We start from the raw sequence: 18,434 nt of genomic DNA on the forward strand, positions 1-18,434 counted from the left end.
TTGAAAAGATCCCACGGAATTTTTTCTTGTAAGCTGTCTTTTTATTTCTTGGCACTTTTACTGCCGCTTTCTTATGGATTCCCTTAAATGCCTGTTTTCCGACTTTCTTTAAAGTGGTTGTTTTCACAGTGATCTTTTTCAGATTTTTGCATCCGGAGAATGCTTTTGCACCGATTGTGGAAACATTTTTGCCAATCGTTACGCTGGTGATTTTCTTTTTGTCTTTCAGGGCATTTGCCTTGACGGAAGTGATGCGGTATGCAGTATTGTTGATCTTCACGGAAGCGGCGATCGATACTTTTTTCACATTCTCATCGACAAGACCTGCAAAGGCAGCGGTTTTTTTTGCGGTATTCGTGATCTGATAAGAGTACTTGCCAACAGCAACGATGTCTCCCTTTTTCAAAACCTTTGTTGTATCGGAAGTGCCAGGGGTGGACGGTTGATTGTCTGTCGGCTTATCCGGAGTAGGAGTTGGTGTTGGATCCGGAGTCGGATCTGGTTTTGGTTCCGGATCTGGTTTTGGTTCCGGATCTGGAATCGGGTCCGGTGAGATCTCTTTTGTAAGTTCAGAAGCGAACGTTACTTGTTTGCTGTTTGTTTTATCAGTTCCGGTGACACGAAGGGTGTAATCTTTTGTTTTATCCAATGTATCCAGGGAAATGCTGCCGTTTGCATCATAAGCTGTTGTTTTGGAAATGGATGTTCCGTTCTGGGCGGTCAGTGTCAGAGTTACATCACGCAGCCCATTTGTATAAGAAGCAAACTGATTCATGGCAAGGGAAGCCTGATCATCTTTCTGCTCTGCAACGACTTTGATATTGGAGGCATCTGTCCAGTCACTCAGTGCATAAGAGAAATTTGCCAGTTCGGAATTTGCCTGATACAGGTTCAGCTCTTTGATGATCTGCTGGAACATGGCGATGTTGCCGCGTCCGTTTGGATGCAGGCCGTCCGGTGAGAACCAGCCACAGTTGAGGCTATCTGCATCTGCGTAGTTTGGATTGCTCAGGTTGTCATTGCGAACCGTATCGTGATAATTGTTCCAGTTTTCAAGATGATTGACAACAGCGATCTCCAGTCCCGGTATTTCTGTTTTCATTTCTTTTGCTACTTCCGGGATCGAAGCAAAGAACGCCTCGAAAGTCTCCTGACGCTGACCATAATTGATCATTGCACATGGAACACGCAGAACAATGCGGGTATTGGCATTGTTTTTGTGGATTTCACGAATCAGAGTTTTATAACGATTCTTGAATTCGGTAACGCTGATCGCACCGTTGCTGGTGGAGCCGGTAGCTGCAACGTTGTTTTCACCATTTTTTGCACAGTCGTTTGTGCCGAGCATAATGACAGCGACATCCGGCTGGTAGCGTTTCAGCCGCGTTTCAATCTGATCCAGAGTCGTTGCGATGGTGGCGTTGGAAACGCCGGTATTGATCACAACGTCATCTTTTCTTCCGAGTTCATCCAGATATTTGGCAAAAAGCTGCGGTACGTTGTCGTAGCCGTTTGTTACAACGCCATGAGTGATACTGTCGCCCATAAACAAGTAAGTTAACGATTTTTTGGATTTCAGCAAATCGGAGAAATCGTACTCAGAATCGGAAGTTTCAGAAATAAGTGTACCGGTAGAGCCATCCGTAATCTTGATGCTGACTGGTTTATAGGTTTCCGTTACACCATCGGAGCGGCTGTTGTCGCTGACCGTCAAAGTGTAAGTTTCTCCTGGCTTCAGACCGGATACCGTAAAATCAGAAGCAGAAGCACTGCCGGAGAAAATCTGTCCGTTAATGTCCGTCAGCGTGTAGGTAAGTTTTGCAGCGGAGTCAGAAACGCCGCCTGCATGAACTTCCAGAGTGGTGCCGTTTGCTTTTACGGTGATCTGATCAGCATTTTCCTTCTTTTCTGTGCGGTAAGAGCCTGGTGCGAGGTTTTTCAGGTGAAAATTGTAGGAAGTTGTACTGCTTCCGAAGCCAAGTGCGTTTTTCAGAAGGTTTGCAGCCGCCTGATGACCTTCCAGTGTCAGAGTGCCGTCATCGTTGATATTGGAAACTGCGATAGAAGAGAAATCTACGATTTTTGCATCTTCAGAGACAACAGCATCAATGGCAGCTTTGTAAAGAGCAATGTTTGTATTCTGCACAGGGTCTTTGGATGGATAAGGGGTGATCACAACGGCAAGTTTTCTGGAAGCATTGATTTTATCCACCAGTTTTTTCAAATTTTCTTTGAAGGTATCCAGTCCTGCCTGGCCTTTGCTGTAGTCTTCGGCACCAACTGAGATGGCTACTGCCTCCGTGTGGTAAGCATCGATCTGTCTGTCGTAATCTGCAAGAATAGAAGCAACATCGGAACCGCGACGGGCTGTATTGAATACGAAACGTCCTCTTTCAATATAGCTGCCGCCGCTGCGCATGGTATCCTCAAAAAGCCCAATCCAGTTACGGATGGTAGAGGAGTTTTTAAAATCGGCAACCGCCTCTGTACCGCCGGTGAAGAGCCATGTCTTGCCGGTTCCGCTCTGACGCATGGCATTGAGTTTGGTGGTGACCGAGCTGACCTGTTCGTAGGAGATGGATTTCAGGTCATCCATGCTGTAGGCTTTGTCGATCACGGTGATAAAATCAATCTTACCGTTAAAATTGGCAGAAGCGTAGTCGTTGTTGTTGACACCGACATAAGAACCGCCGCCGATCTGAAGCAGGTTGTAGTCTGCCCCGGCTCCCTGGTTAAAGCCTGCTTTCCAGGAACTGCCCCAGGTGTTGGAAGCATAGTTCAGGTCCGTGCCGTCCACGGCGATGCGTACGTTGTCATTGACATAATTAAGAGACGGCAGGAAACTGATAGCAACGGTATGCCAGTTTCCATCGGCAAGGTTGACATTGAAAGAACCCTTCAGGCCGCCGGCAGGTGCACCATCTGCTTTTTTTGTATTACGCATTACAAGACGCAGTTTGCCGTCACGGATCGAGACCGTCATATTTTTACCGGTGGTGGTCAGTGCATCGGTACCGGCACCAAAGAGCAGACCATCGGATGAAGTCTTAAAACGAAGGATGATCGTCTGATCGTTCTGAGTCGTTTTCAGATTTTTCAATACATCCATGTACTTGGCATTTTTGGAGTAATCAATTCCGCCGGAACCATCAAATGACTGACCGGACAGATCAAGATCAAATGCTCTTTTGCTGCTCTGAAGCTGCAAAGCCTCGCTTCGGACAGAAGCAGAGGTTATGTCCTCTTCTGATATTGGTGCCGGGAACTGTGACTGGATATAAGCATCAGACAGCACATTTCTGGCAGAATAGTCGCTGGCAAGAACAGAAACAGATGCAGGCGAAACGACGGATGAGGTCAGTATGCCGAAAGCAAGCCCCATAGACAATAATCCATGTTTTGTTTTTTTACTTAAAATCATATTTTTCTCCCTTATTTTTGTGATGTCATGAGTACTTCATATCAGATATGCACTTTACAGACATCGTTTTGGTGAATTGTAACAAGAAATATAAGCAGAACGCCTTTGAAAATGAAAAAAATAGAGTAACTGTTCAGAGCCAACCTCCAAAATGCTACGCATTTCGTCGGTGTGGCGTATCCGCCAAATAAAATTTCAAAAACAGTCTTAAAAATGCAAGCATTTTACACCTGTTTTATGAAATTTTGCTTGGCTCTGAACAGTTACAAAATAAATAATGTTCCGATTATAGTATCATAAAATATGGGCAAAATCAATAAAATGATGTGGGTGTCAAAAGTCCCCAACTATGATGCCTACGGATTGTTCCGTGCGTTGCACTCCCACAATCCTCTCCGGTATTCGCATATCGTGGGATTATCATCCCACTTTTATGCTCATATCGGGGCGGGTCCCAAGGTCTTTCATCCACCTATGAGCAAGCTCATGTGGATTTAGACCGTTTGACCCTGGCATCATAAAATATAAATCTCAAGATCAGGAAAAGGTAATTCAAATAGAAGCAGATATTCTTGTGAACTATGAAAAACAAACCTTTCACATATACAGATATCCGCAAAAGAACAGTTTACATCTGCAAAGTGGTAGAGGCAGAAAAAGAAAATTGCTAAAATTTCAACATCAAAAGCAAGTATGAATCGAAAGCAAATCAAGTACAAAGCAAAGGTATGTGAAAGGAGAAAACATGAAAAACAGACAGGTAAGAAAATTTCTGGCAATCTCACTTGCGGCAGCTATGGCGACCGGAAGCATGAGTACAACAGCATTTGCGGCATCCGGATATCTGGATCCGAATGCAAGTATTGAAAGGGAAAAGGCGAATGCAGAAATTTCCCAGTATGCAGCAACACAGGGCATGGTCCTGATGGAAAATAAAGATCAGGCACTGCCGATCTCTCAGGAAAAAGGCACAAAAGTAGCACTGTACGGAAACGGTGTGTACAATACGATCAAGGGAGGTACCGGTTCCGGTAATGTCAATGTCAGGGAAGAGGGAAATATCCTTGTAAAACAGGGTTTTGAAGATGCCGGTTATGATATTGTAAATAACCATAAGTACGATGGCGAAGAGACCTCTTTCCTGGAGGATCGTATAGCAGAATACAATCAGGAACTGAAAAAATATGAAGGACAGCTGAATTTTAATTATGTACATAATGAGCCGGTCTATGGAGACACAGAAAAAGGTCTGGCAGATGTGGAAGCAGCTGCAAAAGAGACAGATACCGCTATTTATGTTCTGGCACGTACATCCGGAGAAGGAAAAGACCGTGCGATCGACAAAGGTGATTATTACTTAAGCGATGCAGAAAAGGCCAACCTGACCTTACTTGGACAGAAATTTGAGCATGTGATCGTAGTCCTGAATGTCGGTGGAATCGTGGATACAAACTTTTTCAACGGACTTGGCGGATATACAAAAGGAGATGAATACAACCGTGATAAGATCGAAGGTCTGGATGCCCTGTTTTTGATGTCACAGGCTGGTATGAATGAAGGACACGCACTCGTTCAGGTATTAAACGGAACATACAACCCTTCTGGAAAACTGACAGATACCTGGGCAATCGATTATAAAGATTATCCGGCATCGGCAACGATTTCAAACAACGATGGAAATTCACTGGAAGAATTTTATCAGGATGATATTTTTGTGGGATATCGCTATTTTGATACGTTTGGAAAGAAAGTGGCATATGAATTCGGATATGGACTTTCTTACACGGATTTTGAGATCCATACCGATTCCGTAGAAGCAGATGAAGATCAGATCAAAGTCAGTGCAACGGTTACAAATACCGGAACAGCGGACGGCAAAGAAGTAGTAGAAGTTTATTTCTCAGCACCGGACGGTGAGCTGGACAAACCGTATCAGGAGCTGGCAGGCTACAAAAAAGTAGAAGTGGAAGCCGGCAAATCTCAGAAAGTGGAGATTACATTTGATACCGATGATATGGCAAGCTACGATGAGAAAAAAGAAGCTTATGTGATGGAAGCGGGTGATTATACGATCCGTGTCGGAAACAGCTCAAGAAACAATGCAGAAGCGGCAAAGATTTCCCTGGACACAGAAGTTGTGACCGAGTACTGTGACAACGAACTGGGACTGACAAAAGAGAGCATGGAAGCGGGCAGCTACGATGCGAAATATGTGATGGAAGATAGTGCGACCGCAGTAGATCTTCTGGATTCTGCTTCCGAAGACTTTGGAACAAAAGTCGATATTACCGCAGACGGAGTCAGTGCAGATCACAAAGATTTAAGCCTTAAGAGCCAGGATTTCCCAAATGCAGAAACACACACCTACGGAAACGGCGAAATCACCGCCTATGTCAGTGAAAACGATGAGAACAGCGATTCTTATGCATACGCTCAGTCAGAAGATAAGAAAGAGGGAGAAAAACTGGAAAAAGTGACAACATCTGATTCTTATACACTGGTTGATGTGGTAAACGGCAAAATGGTTCTTTCCACATTTAGTTGAAATTGATGTGTTAAAGTTATATAATACATTCAAAATATATTTACCAAGAGGGATATTTATATGGACGAATTTATTAAGTTACTTGACCCAGCCTATGAACTAATACAATATCGCATAAAAGAAGATAAAGTGATTTTTCATATTGCATCAACAATAACTGAATTAGAATGTCCGTTTTGTGGAAGAAAAACATCTAAAGTTCATTCTATTTATGAAAGAGAAATTCAAGATCTTCCTATGCAAGGAAAAAAGGTCATTCTGTTGGTAGATACCAGGAAAATGCGATGTATGAATCTGGACTGTTCTCATAAAACTTTTTCCGAGAAACATCCATTTGTGGCTGCTAAATCGAAAAAAACGAACAGGTTAATCCAAAATATTTTATATACATCATCCCAACTAAGCTCGTTGAATGCTTCTAAACTTTTAAAAAGCGAAAATATTTCAGTTTGCAAAAGCAGCATCTGTGATCTGCTTAAAAAAAATGCCATCCATTGTGGATAAATCTTCTGTAAAAATGGTATGTGTGGATGACTTTGCTCTCCGTAAAAGATTTTCTTATGGAACAGTTATGATAAATTTGGAAAATCATCGGATTGTTGATATGATTCCGTCAAGAGATACAAATGATGTCTGCAACTGGCTGAAAACGTTTCACAATATCGAAGTTATTTCAAGGGATGGAGCCATTACATACGCATTCGCTGCTACAAATTCTCATCCTGATGTCATACAGATTAGTGACCGTTTTCACTTGATAAAGGGACTTTCGGAAGTTATCTGTAAATATATATTTCGTGAGTTTCCTGCAAGGGTTGAAATACCATTAACAGAAAGCGTTACGGATGAAATGAAAGCATTATATAACACTGCAAACCGGTCATTGCGTATAAAATTCGCCCATGAAAAACGCAGGGAAGGACTGACCATATCGGATATAGCATTATTGTTACATTCATCACCTAAAACAATCCAAAAATATCTTGCGATTCCAGAAGACCAGATTCCAGAAAGCAAGGAAATTGCCAGGGAACGGCAACACCAGCTGGCAATAAAACAAAAAGAACAGGAAATAAAAGAAGCAAGAGAAATGGCTTTGGCAGGATATCCGATTGAGCAGATTGCATCTCAGATGCACCGTGCCCATAAGACTATACAAAATTATTTAAATCCTGATTTTTCAGTTACAAATGGTCACTATAATGTTCGAATTCCAGGAAAATTAGCTCCATATGAGAACGAGGTAATAAAACTCAGGAGCCAGGGATTAACGTATCCCCAAATACATGATATTATTTGTAAAAAGGGATATACTGGCAGTGTAGCTTCGTTACGAATGTTTATGCAAAAAGAAAGAACACGAATGCATGAACAGAATGAAACAGAAAAGCCGCATTCTGAATATGTGCAAAGGAAATCCTTATGCCAGCTGGTTTATAAAAAACTCGAGGATATTGGCACAATCACTGTCAAACAGTATCAGGAAGTATTAAAAAAATATCCTTTATTGAGTGAGTTATATACATTAACCAAAGACTTTTGTAATGTCATATTCTCTAAAAAACCTACAAAATTAGATGAATGGATCAATGCAGCACAAAAATATGATATCCCTGAACTTCAAACATTCATAAACGGCATAAAAAAGGATATAACAGCTGTAAAAAATGGAATTATATATTCGTATAATAATGGCTTAGCAGAAGGCAGTGTAAATAAAATCAAAGTCATAAAACGGGTAATGTATGGTCGAAACAGTTTTGAACTATTGAAAGCGAAAGTGCTATTCGGAGAACTCTTTCACGTTAAATTCAACTAAGTATGGAAAGAACCGGCAAAATTTCAGCTGGACAACTGGTAGCAAGTATGTCAAATACCGAACTTGCAGACCTGGTGGAAGGCGGAACTTATACAGGTGTTCAGGCGAGCGGCGACAATGCACCGATCATCGGAAACAATGCAGACTCTGTTTTCGGAGCAGCAGGCGAGACGACAAGCAACCTTTATAACTCCAGATTTATCCCGAATATCGTTCTTTCCGATGGACCGGCCGGTATCCGTATTACAAACAAATATCTGAACTGTCTGCCGGTAGAAGAAGGAGCAGCGTATATTCCTGGCATTACCTATTATAAATTCCATGCATATGAGATGAGTACCAAACCGGCATATTATTATGATGCAGAAATCAAATCGGAAGAAGATTACAATGCAGCAATCGCAGCCGGTGAAGAGCTGTTTACCGAGGAAGGTTACCGCTATCAGTATTGTACTGCATTCCCGGTAGGTACCTGTCTTGCACAGACCTGGGATCCAGAGGTGATCGAGATGGTTGGACGTGCGATCGGCACCGAAATGCTGGAGCTTGGTATTACTTCTCTTCTGGCACCGGGCATGAACATTCACCGTGATCCGATCTGTGGACGTAACTATGAATATTATTCGGAAGATCCGCTGGTATCCGGTCTTACAGCAGCCGCTGTTACCGATGGCGTGCAAAAAAACGAAGACGGCAGTGCAACCGGAATCGGTGTGACGATCAAACATTTTGCATTCAATAACCAGGAGGCGAGCCGTTTTGGAAGCAACTCCGTTGTTTCGGAACGTGCAGCGAGAGAAATTTATCTGAAAGGTTTTGAGATCACCGTCAAAAAATCGGCTCCGATGTTTATTATGAGCTCTTACAATCAGGTAAATGGAGCTTCTACCTTCCAGCACTATGGACTGCTGACGGAGATTCTGAGAAATGAATGGGGATTTGACGGATTTGTAATGTCTGACTGGTATTCTGTATTTGGCGTAAAACAGGGATCTATGTATTATGGAAGAAATATCCGTGCCGTGATGATGCGTGCAGGAAATGACTGCGAGATGCCTGGTAAAAACGAAGCACAGGTTCTCAAAGGTCTGGAAGACGGCGAGATGAGACTTGGTGATCTTCAGAAATCTGCGATCAATATGCTGAACGTGATCAAGCGAACCAAAGTTTTTGACACGATGAACAGTAAGCTGATCAATTCTGATGCAGCCAAGGCAGCAGAAGCCGCACAGAAAGCCCAGAAAGAAGCAGAAGCAGCGAAAGCCGCAGCCGAAGCAGCACGGAAAGAGGCAGAGGCAGCAAGAAAAGAAGCAGAAAAGAAAGCAGCGGAAGCGGCCGAAAAAGCAAAGGCAGCAGAGGAAGCAAAGAAAGAAGCAGAAGAAAAAGCCAAAGCTGCAGAGAACGAAAAGAATGCCGCAGCCGAAAAAGCAAAGGCATCAGAAGAAGCACAAAAAGAAGCAGAAGAAAAAGCAGCGGCAGCAGAGGCATCACAGAAGGCAGCAGAAGCAGCCAAAGTGGCAGCAGAAAAAGCCGCAGCAGAAGCAACAAAAGCAGCCAAAGAAGCACAGGAAGCAAAAGCAGCCTTTGAAAAAGCACAGCAGAATCAGAAAACAATTCTGACTGTTGCAAAGAAAAAAGTCAGTGTAAAAGCAGGCAAGAAAGTAAAGATCAAAGCAAGTGCGTCCACAGCAGATAAGATTACCTTTAAATCCATGAATAAGAAGATTGCAACTGTCAGCAAAAAAGGCGTTGTCAAAGGTAAGAAAAAAGGAAAAACAAGCATCCGTGTAACCTGCAATGGCGTGACAAAGAAAGTGAAAGTTACCGTGAAATAAAAACAGTCAAAATTTCTGAATTAAGGAATCCAGAAATCAATCCTGGCACCGCCCTCCTCGTGGTTGGAAAACAGCAGTCTTGCATTTTCCCCATAGATCGAGAGAAGGCGGTGCTTTATGTTGTGGATTCCGATGTGTTTTCCGTCTTTTGGAGCAGGACTGTGCATATCGTTGAGCTGCTTTAACTGTTCTTCCTCAAAACCATCGCCATTGTCGTGAATCTGAATGTGCAGAAAGTCCGTTCCGTTCTCAGAGACCATATGGGCTTCCAGAGAGATTTCCAGATCATCACATGAGGAGGCAGCATGTTTGAAGATGTTTTCGACAAACGTGTGAACTGACAGCACCGGGATCGGATGTACGGCAGCAACTTCATCAATGGAGAAGTCGGTCGTAAAATCCGAAGAAGAACGAAGTTCCTGAATATGCAGATAGGTGCGGATGTGTTCCATTTCTTCTTTCAGAGGAACAAGGGAAGAAGAGGATTTGAACAGGTAGCGGAAATAGATCATCAGATAAGAGGTCATCTGGGAGACAAGCTCTGTGCGGCCGCTCAGGTTCAGGCTGTAGATAACATTCAGGCAGTTCAGGTAAAAGTGTGGTTTGATCTGAAGTGTCAGATAATCCAGTTCCATATTTGCACGGTCCAGTTTTTCCTCGTAGAGCCGGACTTTCAGCGTCTGGATCTCACTGCTCATAAAATTGAATGTTTCTGTCATATCGGAAAATTCGTTTTTTACATGCGGAACCGGCAGCGTCACACCGAAATTTCCCTGACGCAGACTCTGCATTCCTCTGGTAATGACAGAGACCGGTTTTAAAACCTGTCGCTGCAAAAGTACTGCCTGAAAGAAGATCAGAAACAGAAATACAGATCCGAGGATCAGCAGAATGATAACAAAGCTTCCGAATCCGGCAGTCAGTGAAGAAGTCGGGATACAGCTCCAGAGAGCATAATTATTTTCTGAAGAAGTCACAGAGATCGCAATCGAAGATTTTGAATGATGCAGAGCTTCTTCGGAAGAAAGGACTCTGGAATCTACGGAATAGAGGGAAGAATCCTGACGGGTGTCCGAAAGATAATAGGAAATATGCTCAGAATCTTCCAGAGAAGTCAGCGGGGAGAGAATCGTCTCAATACGGTACCAGGAAGCAACATAAGTATGCTCATAAGAAGCAATGGAGATCAGAAAGGTATGTCCGTTTAAAGAAACCGGAAACCAGCGAAGGATGGAAGGTGCATCTTCCGCAGAGCGAGTCCGGAGGTAGTAGTCTTTTATATAATCCCGAATTGCGATCCGGTCTGAGAGCGGTTCGGTCAGGTTGCTTTTCATGAGAAAGACATCCGACCATGGGGCATAAAACAAAAGTCCGCTGATATTGTCGTAAAGAGAGAGCTGCTGGGCAAAGGTGTTCTGAATGGAAAGCTGGGCGTTGAGACATTCGTCCGCATTGTCTGTGGTGGCAAGCGTTACATGGTCGGTGTCCATCAGAAGAAAATTTGAGAGAAAACTGGAAGTGTTTTCCAGCTGCGTATCCAGTGCATTTATATGCAGCTGTAAGGTATTCTGACTTGAACGGACGGCATACTCGGTCATGCGGTTCTTATACCAGAAATTGCAGGAAAGCAGAACCAGGGCAGAGAGAAGAAAAGCAGCCAGATAGAACCAGACAAAGTGCATTTGGATGCGTGAGAGATTTTTTATTTTCCGGATCAGGTTTTTCATAAAAGTACTCCTTGACTGTGAAAAGAAAGTTTAAATTGTGCTATTATAGTATGGGGTTAAGATTACCCGGGGCGAGTAACAGTTGAGCAAAGATGGAAACATTTTCTGCAATGGTAAGGATGCCGGCGGGATTCCTGAATTTATGATACCATATCAGGAGAAAAAATCCATTGCTAAGTGAAGAGAAGATACTAAAAGGTGGAAGGTGATGCAATGAGAAGAAAAAAAATCCGAGGCATAAAAAGAATCACGGCACTGATGCTCTCGATGCTGCTGAGCATATGCGGATGCAGCAAAACAGCCGGGCAGACAAAAAAGCAGAAAGAAGAGCCGGTGATCAAGGTCGGTGTATCCGGAATAGCGGCAAGTGATTCTGCCCTTCAAAGAGTCAACGAAAAGCTGGGGGATCTGTCACATCAGAAATATGGATTCCAGATCGAACTGCTAAGAGATGACACGAGTGCGGGGAAAGATTTTGCATTTTATACAGATGCAGCAGAAGGCGTGGATATCAAAGGCTTTTATTATGCAGAATTCAAAAAGTATGCAGAGAAAGGTATGCTGCTTGATATGGCTCCGTATCTTGACAAATACGGATCAGAACTGAAACGAGTACTGGAAGATAAAGCAGAGATTGAAAAAAGTCTGTCCGGACATGTCTATGGAATCCCGAAAACATACAGTGACACAAATTATGTCGGAGTGCTTTTTAATAATGAATACGTCCGGAAATATCAGATGGATCTGAGTAAGGTAAAGAAGATCGAAGATATGGAACCTCTGCTTGAGACGATCAGAAAAAATGAGCCGGATATCATTCCCTGGGCAAAAGCAAAGACAGGACCGATCGCAATTGCAAGGAATCCGATCGGTGATCTGCTGGATGACATGCTCTGCATGGTGGATTATGAGGATGATACGCTGCAGGTCAAAAATATGTATGAGACAGAAGAATATGAAAAGCGTGTGCGGATGATTCAAAAATGGTATCAGAAAGGTTATCTTCCAAAAGATATCATGACTTTCGGAGAATATGGACAGTCGCTTTTGGGAGGAGGGTTTGCGTTTTCATCTGAAGTTGTGGTACGTCCGGATGAAAGGGAATATCTGGAAAATATGAATGGCGATAAAATAGCATATGCTGTATTTGATCAGAAACCACTGATTGATACAGAATGTGACTGGGTGTATGTGTGGTGCATTGCCAGAAACTGTACTTATCCGAAAGAGGCAGTGCAGGCATTAAATGCCATTTATGAAGACCAGGATATTCTGACGACCATTCTGTATGGCCTGAAAGGAGCAGACTATGTGGAGCGTGGAGACGGACATCTGGAAAACCCTCCGGAAACAGAAGAAAATGACGATTCCTACCAGTTGTACTATAAATGGATGTTTAACCGGCTGAACGCAAAACTGTGGGTCGGGGTCGATGAGAATGTCAAAGAAGAGATGGAAGAGATGAAACAGGATGCCATCGTCTCACCGGCATACGGATTCTGGTTTGATGCAAGTAAAGTTTCGGTGGATCTTGTGAAAATACAGAATGTGATCAATAAATATAAAGACAAACTGAACTGCGGAGTCTGCGATGTGGAGCAGGTACTGCCGCAGTTTCGAAAAGAGCTGCGGCAGGCAGGATCAGAACAGCTGGTAAAAGAAGTTCAGCAGCAGGTGGACGAATGGAAAGCTGCTCAGGAAGGAATCGTTCCGTAATAAGCTTTGCGGTATTCACTTGGGGTCATGCCGGTCTTTTTACGGAACATTTTTGAAAAATAAGAAAAGTTGCTGTATCCGAGAAGCGAAGCAATATTGCTGATGCCGTCCGCCGTCTGCGAGAGCATATATTTTGCTTCTTCCAGTTTCAGGTCGGCAATGTAATCGCTAAGTGCCTTTCCGGTTTCTTTTTTGAACAGTTTGGCAAAGTAATCCGGATTCAGGAAGAAACGGGAGGCGAGTTCTTCACGGGAAATGTCCGGATTCTCCTGGATCAGACGGATGCTCTGCTCGATGACAGATACATTTTCCTTCTGACTGTCGCACGCATTTTCCAAGGAGGCAAGCAAAGTGTCGGCTTGCCTGCGAAGAGAAGAAACCTGCTCATAAAGCTCATTCCATGACACGGTTTTTCCGCAGAAATATTGCAGAAGCAGATGATAGTTCCGGCGCAGAAAATCGATGATATGGTCATATTTTTCTTTCATTTCTTTTTCGGGAAGAAGAACAGGAGCAGGAATCAGCACCACATAATAAGAAAACAGTGTGACCGGCGGCGGACAGTTTCCCGAAGACAGAAGGACTTCGTTTAAAACATTTTTGACAGTGAAATTTACAAGACTTCGGTTCATGCCGTCTGCCTGATTTTTCGTAACCAGAAACAGGACAGGATAAAACAGGGTATCGTCCGGAAAATCAATGTTTTTCCAGGAGCATTCCCATGCAACGTAAGAACGGTCGCAGTCTAGGAACATTCCGGTGATCAGCTGAAACCAGAACTGTTCCTGCACAAGCGTCCGGCTGGCATTGGAGAGAGCTTCTCTTTTCTGGAGTCTGGCAATATGCTGAAGTTCCCGGACTTTGGCGATCGCTTGGCGTATGGTGCTGTGCAGTTCTTCTGGCTTGAACGGTTTTAAAAGATAGGCAAGTGCCCCATGCTCCAGGGCAGTGACTGCATAGGAAAAGTCCGGATGGCAGGTCAGCAGGATCGATACCAGTGGCATACCTTCTTTTTCCACCCAGGCGAGCAGATCCAGGCCGCTTCCGGAAGGCATTTCGATATCACAGACCATAATGTTTATGGTTTCGTTTTCCAGCAGTTCTTTTGCATCCTGGATATTATAACAGGAAAAGACATGATGGATCCCAAGTTCTGCCCAGGGAACTGTATTCTGGAGAGCTTCTACTGAAAATTTTTCATCGTCTACGATCAGCAGATTCAAAAAGATCCCTTCTTTCGTTCACAAGATATTAAAGTAAGCCATGAAACCGCTTCTGTGCAGACACATCGCAGTTTCAGCCTTTTGACACTGGTATCTTTACAATACCGATAATTATGCACATATAATAGCATATATTCTGTACATATTCCACAAAAATATATTTTGCATTATATAGAAAGAAAAATAGGCTTGCAATTTAAAAAGACAGGTGCTATACTGATATTCGGACTTTGCGGAATTACGCAATTTTTATGTCCATTTGCACCTGATTTTAGGGGTAACATTGGTGAAAGGAGGCAGAACCATGAAGGTTAGATCATCTGTAAAACCGATTTGCGAAAAATGCAAAATCATCAAGAGAAAGGGAAGCATCAGAGTCATCTGTGAGAACCCGAAACATAAACAGCGTCAGGGTTAATTTATAACAAACTGAGAACTGTTTATTTGAATTAAGTGCGGCTGCAGTATGAACCGCCAGGCGGCGTTGTTTATGCTGATAACAATATATATGGGTGAGAAAGGGACGACAGTCCCGTGTGTCAGAAGATATCGGCTGACTGTCGCAGACCATGATATATTGCTTGTAATACCGGATTTGTGAGTACCGTCGCAAATACGGAAAGGCTGTACGGTTTTTGTGCGGCTGGGCGGACGGTTTTGCCGTAAGCCTCAATTAGGGACAATATAAGGAAGAATGAAAATGTACACATCATTTCAGACGTTATCATACCCGGATGGCGGGCTGTACATAACATTCTCAAAGAAAATGGAGGAATAATTACATGGCACGTATTGCTGGTGTAGACTTACCAAGAGAAAAACGTATCGAAATTGGTCTGACTTACATCTACGGTATCGGTAGAGTAAGCGCTAACAAAATCCTTGCAGATGCAAAGGTTAATCCGGATACTCGCGTAAGAGATCTGACTGACGAAGAAGTAAGCAGAATCCGTGACGTAATGGACGAGCATTATACAGTAGAAGGTGATCTGAGAAGAGAGATCGCTCTGAACATCAAGAGACTTCAGGAGATCGGATGCTACAGAGGAATCCGTCACAGAAAAGGTCTTCCGGTTCGTGGTCAGAAGACTAAGACAAACGCAAGAACAAGAAAAGGTCCTAAGAGAACTGTTGCAAACAAGAAGAAATAAGACCTGAGCAGGAAATTGCAAAGCAGATCAAGTTAACTATAGAAAGCGAAAAGAAAGTAGGTTAGTTTAAAATGGCTAAAAAAGTTACCAAAAAAGTGACAAAAAAGCGCGTTAAGAAAAACGTTGAACGCGGACAGGCACATATTCAGTCATCTTTCAATAATACAATCGTAACTCTGACAGATGCAGAAGGAAATGCTTTATCATGGGCAAGTGCCGGTGGTCTGGGATTTAGAGGTTCAAGGAAATCTACTCCGTATGCAGCACAGATGGCTGCAGAGACTGCAACAAAAGCAGCTCTGATTCATGGACTCAAGACGGTAGATGTATTTGTAAAAGGACCGGGTTCAGGTCGTGAAGCAGCAATCCGTGCTCTTCAGGCATGTGGTCTGGAAGTAACAAGCATCCGCGACGTAACACCTGTTCCACACAATGGTTGTCGTCCACCGAAACGTAGAAGAGTCTAATTAGGAGGTTAGCGAAATGGCAGTAAATAGAGTTCCTGTTCTTAAAAGATGCAGATCCCTGGGTATGGATCCGATTTACTTAGGATATGATAAAAAATCCAATAGAGAGCTGAAGAGAGCAAACCGTAAAATGAGTGAGTACGGTCTGCAGCTTCGCGAAAAACAGAAAGCAAAATTCATCTATGGTGTTCTGGAAAAACCTTTCCGTAACTACTACAAAAAAGCTGAAAAAATGCCGGGTATGACAGGTGAAAACCTGATGGTTATGCTGGAATCCAGACTGGACAGCGTAGTATTCCGTCTTGGTTTTGCAAGAACAAGAAGAGAAGCAAGACAGATCGTAGATCATAAACACGTAACAGTAAACGGTAAGCAGGTAAACATTCCATCTTATCTGGTAAAAGCTGGCGACGTTATCGAAATCAAAGAAAAATGCAAATCTATGCAGAGATATAAAGATATCGTAGAAGTAACAGGCGGCAGACTGGTACCGGAATGGCTGGATTGCGATATGGAAGCACTCAAAGGTACGGTAAAAGAGCTTCCAGCAAGAGAAGTGATTGATGTTCCTGTAAACGAGATGCTTATCGTCGAGCTGTATTCTAAGTAATAAATAGCACCGTACTACGGTGCGTAGAACCCCTCATACACCAAATAACCCAACAAGGAGGGACTATATGTTCGATTTTAATAAACCTAAAATTGAAATAGCTGAGATTTCAGAAGATAAGAAATACGGAAGATTTGTTGTTGAGCCTCTGGAGAGAGGTTATGGTACAACACTCGGCAATTCACTTAGAAGAATCATGCTCTCATCTTTACCTGGAGCAGCAGTAAGCCAGGTAAAGATCGAAGGTGTACTCCATGAATTCAGCTCAATTCCGGGAGTAAAAGAAGACGTTACAGAGATCATCATGAATATCAAGTCCCTTGCTATTCAGAACAACAGCGAAACAGATGAGCCGAAAGTTGCATACATCGAGTATGAAGGCGAAGGCGTTGTCACCGCTGCTGATATCAAGGCAGACTCCGATATCGTAATCATGAATCCGGATCAGGTTATCGCAACCCTGAACGGCGGTACAAACTGTAAACTGTATATGGAACTGACCATCACCAAGGGCAGAGGCTATATCAGTGCGGATAAAGGTAAAACAGATGATATGCCGATCGGTGTGATCGCAGTAGATTCTATCTACACACCGGTTGACCGTGTAAACTATAAAGTCGAGAATACCCGTGTAGGTCAGGTAACCGATTACGATAAACTGACCATGGATATCTGGACAAACGGAACACTGGCTCCGGATGAGGTAGTCAGCCTTGCAGCAAAGGTTCTGAGTGCTCATCTGAATCTGTTCATCGATCTGTCTGAGAATGCGAAATCAGCAGAGATCATGATTGAAAAAGAAAGCAATGAGAAAGAAAAGGTTCTGGAGATGAACATCGACGAACTGGAACTTTCCGTACGTTCTTACAACTGCCTGAAGAGAGCAGGTATCAATACAGTAGAAGAGCTTTGCAGCAAGACTCCGGAAGATATGATGAAAGTTCGTAACCTCGGACGTAAATCACTTGAAGAAGTACTTGGCAAGCTGAAAGAGCTGGGATTACAGCTCAACCCGAGCGAAGAATAAAATTCAACCCGAGTTATATACAGTGCAGGCGGATAGCAGCCTTGGCAATCCCGGCACTGGACATTATGGACAAGACAGCATCTGTCAAGTAAGCCCGAAGAGCATTGGCAGATGTTCCACAAATGGAGGAAAATAAAATGGCAGGTTATAGAAAACTTAGCAGAACAGCAGACCAGAGAAAAGCCCTGATCAGAGGACAGGTTACATCTCTGCTGTATCATGGAAAAATCGTTACTACAGAACAGAAAGCTAAAGAAATCCGCAAAGTTGCAGAAGGTCTGATCGCTCTGGCTGTTAAAGAAAAAGACAACTTTGAAACAGTTACCGTTACTGCTAAAGTAGCACGTAAAGACAAAGACGGTAAGAGAGTAAAAGAAGTCGTAGACGGCAAGAAAGTAACTGTATACGATGAAGTACAGAAAGAAATCAAAAAAGACAATCCTTCCAGACTGCACGCTCGTCGTCAGATGCTGAAAGTTCTGTACCCGGTAACAGAAGTTCCTACAGAAGCAGCAGGAAAGAAGAAAAACACAAAACAGGTAGACATGGTAGACAAACTGTTTACAGAGATCGCTCCGAAATACGAAGGACGTAACGGTGGTTACACAAGAATCGTTAAGATTGGTCTTCGTAAAGGCGATAACGCTATGAAAGTTCTGCTTGAGCTGGTATAATCCGGACATCAATTTATAAAACGATAACAGAGCCGTTTCGAATTCACAGGATTCGAGGCGGCTTTTGTGCTATCAGGATGTAAAGCTGCCAGGCATTTTGCCCTTAACATCATTTAGGACAATAAGCGGGAATCCTCGGCAATTCAATTACCGAGATGAAAGCACAGGAGTGTGCATGTCTGCACATTGAAAATAATATAATAATCTCCCTGCCATTGA

Annotated in this window: 14 protein-coding genes; 11 read left to right on the top strand and 3 right to left on the bottom strand. The window is 43.2% G+C overall.

Features of this window, described 5'->3' with window-relative positions; translation table 11 throughout:
* The coding region (locus tag ACLTL4_RS08585) for a GDSL-type esterase/lipase family protein (protein ID WP_412320417.1) at nt 1-3,421 on the bottom strand (3,421 nt) is incomplete at its 3' end.
* A gap of 745 nt (nt 3,422-4,166) precedes the next feature.
* Between ACLTL4_RS08585 and ACLTL4_RS08590 the strand changes: the two genes are divergently transcribed.
* The 4 genes from ACLTL4_RS08590 to ACLTL4_RS08605 are packed head-to-tail and all read left to right on the top strand — an operon-like array spanning nt 4,167 to nt 9,620.
* Entirely contained in the window at nt 4,167-5,966 is a 1,800-nt protein-coding gene (locus ACLTL4_RS08590) for a glycoside hydrolase family 3 C-terminal domain-containing protein (RefSeq protein WP_412320418.1), read from the top strand.
* 60 nt (nt 5,967-6,026) lie between these two features.
* On the top strand, nt 6,027-6,470 hold the full coding sequence (locus ACLTL4_RS08595) for a transposase family protein (RefSeq protein WP_242972180.1): 444 nt from the start codon (nt 6,027-6,029) through the stop codon (nt 6,468-6,470).
* Nucleotides 6,433-7,785, top strand: coding sequence for an ISL3 family transposase (locus ACLTL4_RS08600; RefSeq protein ID WP_412291134.1), 1,353 nt, complete (start codon nt 6,433-6,435; stop codon nt 7,783-7,785). Before ACLTL4_RS08595 ends, ACLTL4_RS08600 begins: the two co-directional genes overlap by 38 nt.
* Nucleotides 7,786-7,832: 47 nt before the next feature.
* Nucleotides 7,833-9,620, top strand: coding sequence for a glycoside hydrolase family 3 protein (locus ACLTL4_RS08605; protein ID WP_412320419.1), 1,788 nt, complete (start codon nt 7,833-7,835; stop codon nt 9,618-9,620).
* A gap of 20 nt (nt 9,621-9,640) precedes the next feature.
* Here the strand turns inward: ACLTL4_RS08605 and ACLTL4_RS08610 are convergent, their stop codons facing one another.
* Nucleotides 9,641-11,347, bottom strand: a complete 1,707-nt coding sequence (locus ACLTL4_RS08610; protein ID WP_412291123.1) for a sensor histidine kinase — start codon at nt 11,345-11,347, stop codon at nt 9,641-9,643.
* A 213-nt stretch (nt 11,348-11,560) separates the two neighbouring features.
* Between ACLTL4_RS08610 and ACLTL4_RS08615 the strand changes: the two genes are divergently transcribed.
* On the top strand, nt 11,561-13,063 hold the full coding sequence (locus tag ACLTL4_RS08615; RefSeq protein ID WP_412291124.1) for an ABC transporter substrate-binding protein: 1,503 nt from the start codon (nt 11,561-11,563) through the stop codon (nt 13,061-13,063).
* On the opposite strand, the gene ACLTL4_RS08620 is transcribed toward ACLTL4_RS08615, so the two are convergent.
* Complete coding sequence (locus tag ACLTL4_RS08620) at nt 13,042-14,286, bottom strand: helix-turn-helix domain-containing protein (protein ID WP_412291125.1); 1,245 nt, start codon at nt 14,284-14,286, stop codon at nt 13,042-13,044. The two genes, ACLTL4_RS08615 and ACLTL4_RS08620, sit on opposite strands and share 22 nt — an antisense overlap.
* Before the next feature lie 304 nt (nt 14,287-14,590).
* On the opposite strand from ACLTL4_RS08620, the gene rpmJ reads away from it, so the two are divergent.
* From rpmJ to ACLTL4_RS08650, 6 genes are all read left to right on the top strand, one after another.
* The gene (gene rpmJ, locus ACLTL4_RS08625) at nt 14,591-14,704 is read left to right on the top strand and encodes a 50S ribosomal protein L36 (RefSeq protein ID WP_003497809.1); all 114 of its coding nucleotides are present in this window, start codon (nt 14,591-14,593) and stop codon (nt 14,702-14,704) included.
* 364 nt (nt 14,705-15,068) lie between these two features.
* Nucleotides 15,069-15,437: a 30S ribosomal protein S13 gene (rpsM, locus tag ACLTL4_RS08630; protein WP_022119843.1), complete on the top strand. Its 369-nt coding sequence runs from the start codon at nt 15,069-15,071 to the stop codon at nt 15,435-15,437.
* Nucleotides 15,438-15,508: 71 nt separating this feature from the next.
* A complete protein-coding gene (gene rpsK, locus ACLTL4_RS08635; RefSeq protein WP_022119844.1) occupies nt 15,509-15,904 on the top strand; it encodes a 30S ribosomal protein S11 in 396 nt (131 codons plus the stop codon).
* Between the two features lie 16 nt (nt 15,905-15,920).
* Nucleotides 15,921-16,514 carry a 30S ribosomal protein S4 gene (gene rpsD, locus ACLTL4_RS08640; RefSeq protein WP_022119845.1) on the top strand — a complete coding sequence of 198 codons (594 nt, stop codon included), beginning with the start codon at nt 15,921-15,923 and terminating at the stop codon, nt 16,512-16,514.
* A gap of 67 nt (nt 16,515-16,581) precedes the next feature.
* Nucleotides 16,582-17,541 (top strand): DNA-directed RNA polymerase subunit alpha, encoded by a 960-nt coding sequence (locus ACLTL4_RS08645; RefSeq protein ID WP_022119846.1) that lies wholly within the window; start codon nt 16,582-16,584, stop codon nt 17,539-17,541.
* 137 nt (nt 17,542-17,678) lie between these two features.
* Complete coding sequence (locus ACLTL4_RS08650) at nt 17,679-18,215, top strand: bL17 family ribosomal protein (protein ID WP_173867100.1); 537 nt, start codon at nt 17,679-17,681, stop codon at nt 18,213-18,215.
* The last annotated feature ends 219 nt before the right edge of the window (nt 18,216-18,434 follow it).

The sequence above is a fragment of the Hominisplanchenecus sp. genome (assembly GCF_046967715.1).
GTDB lineage: Bacteria > Bacillota > Clostridia > Lachnospirales > Lachnospiraceae > Hominisplanchenecus > Hominisplanchenecus faecis.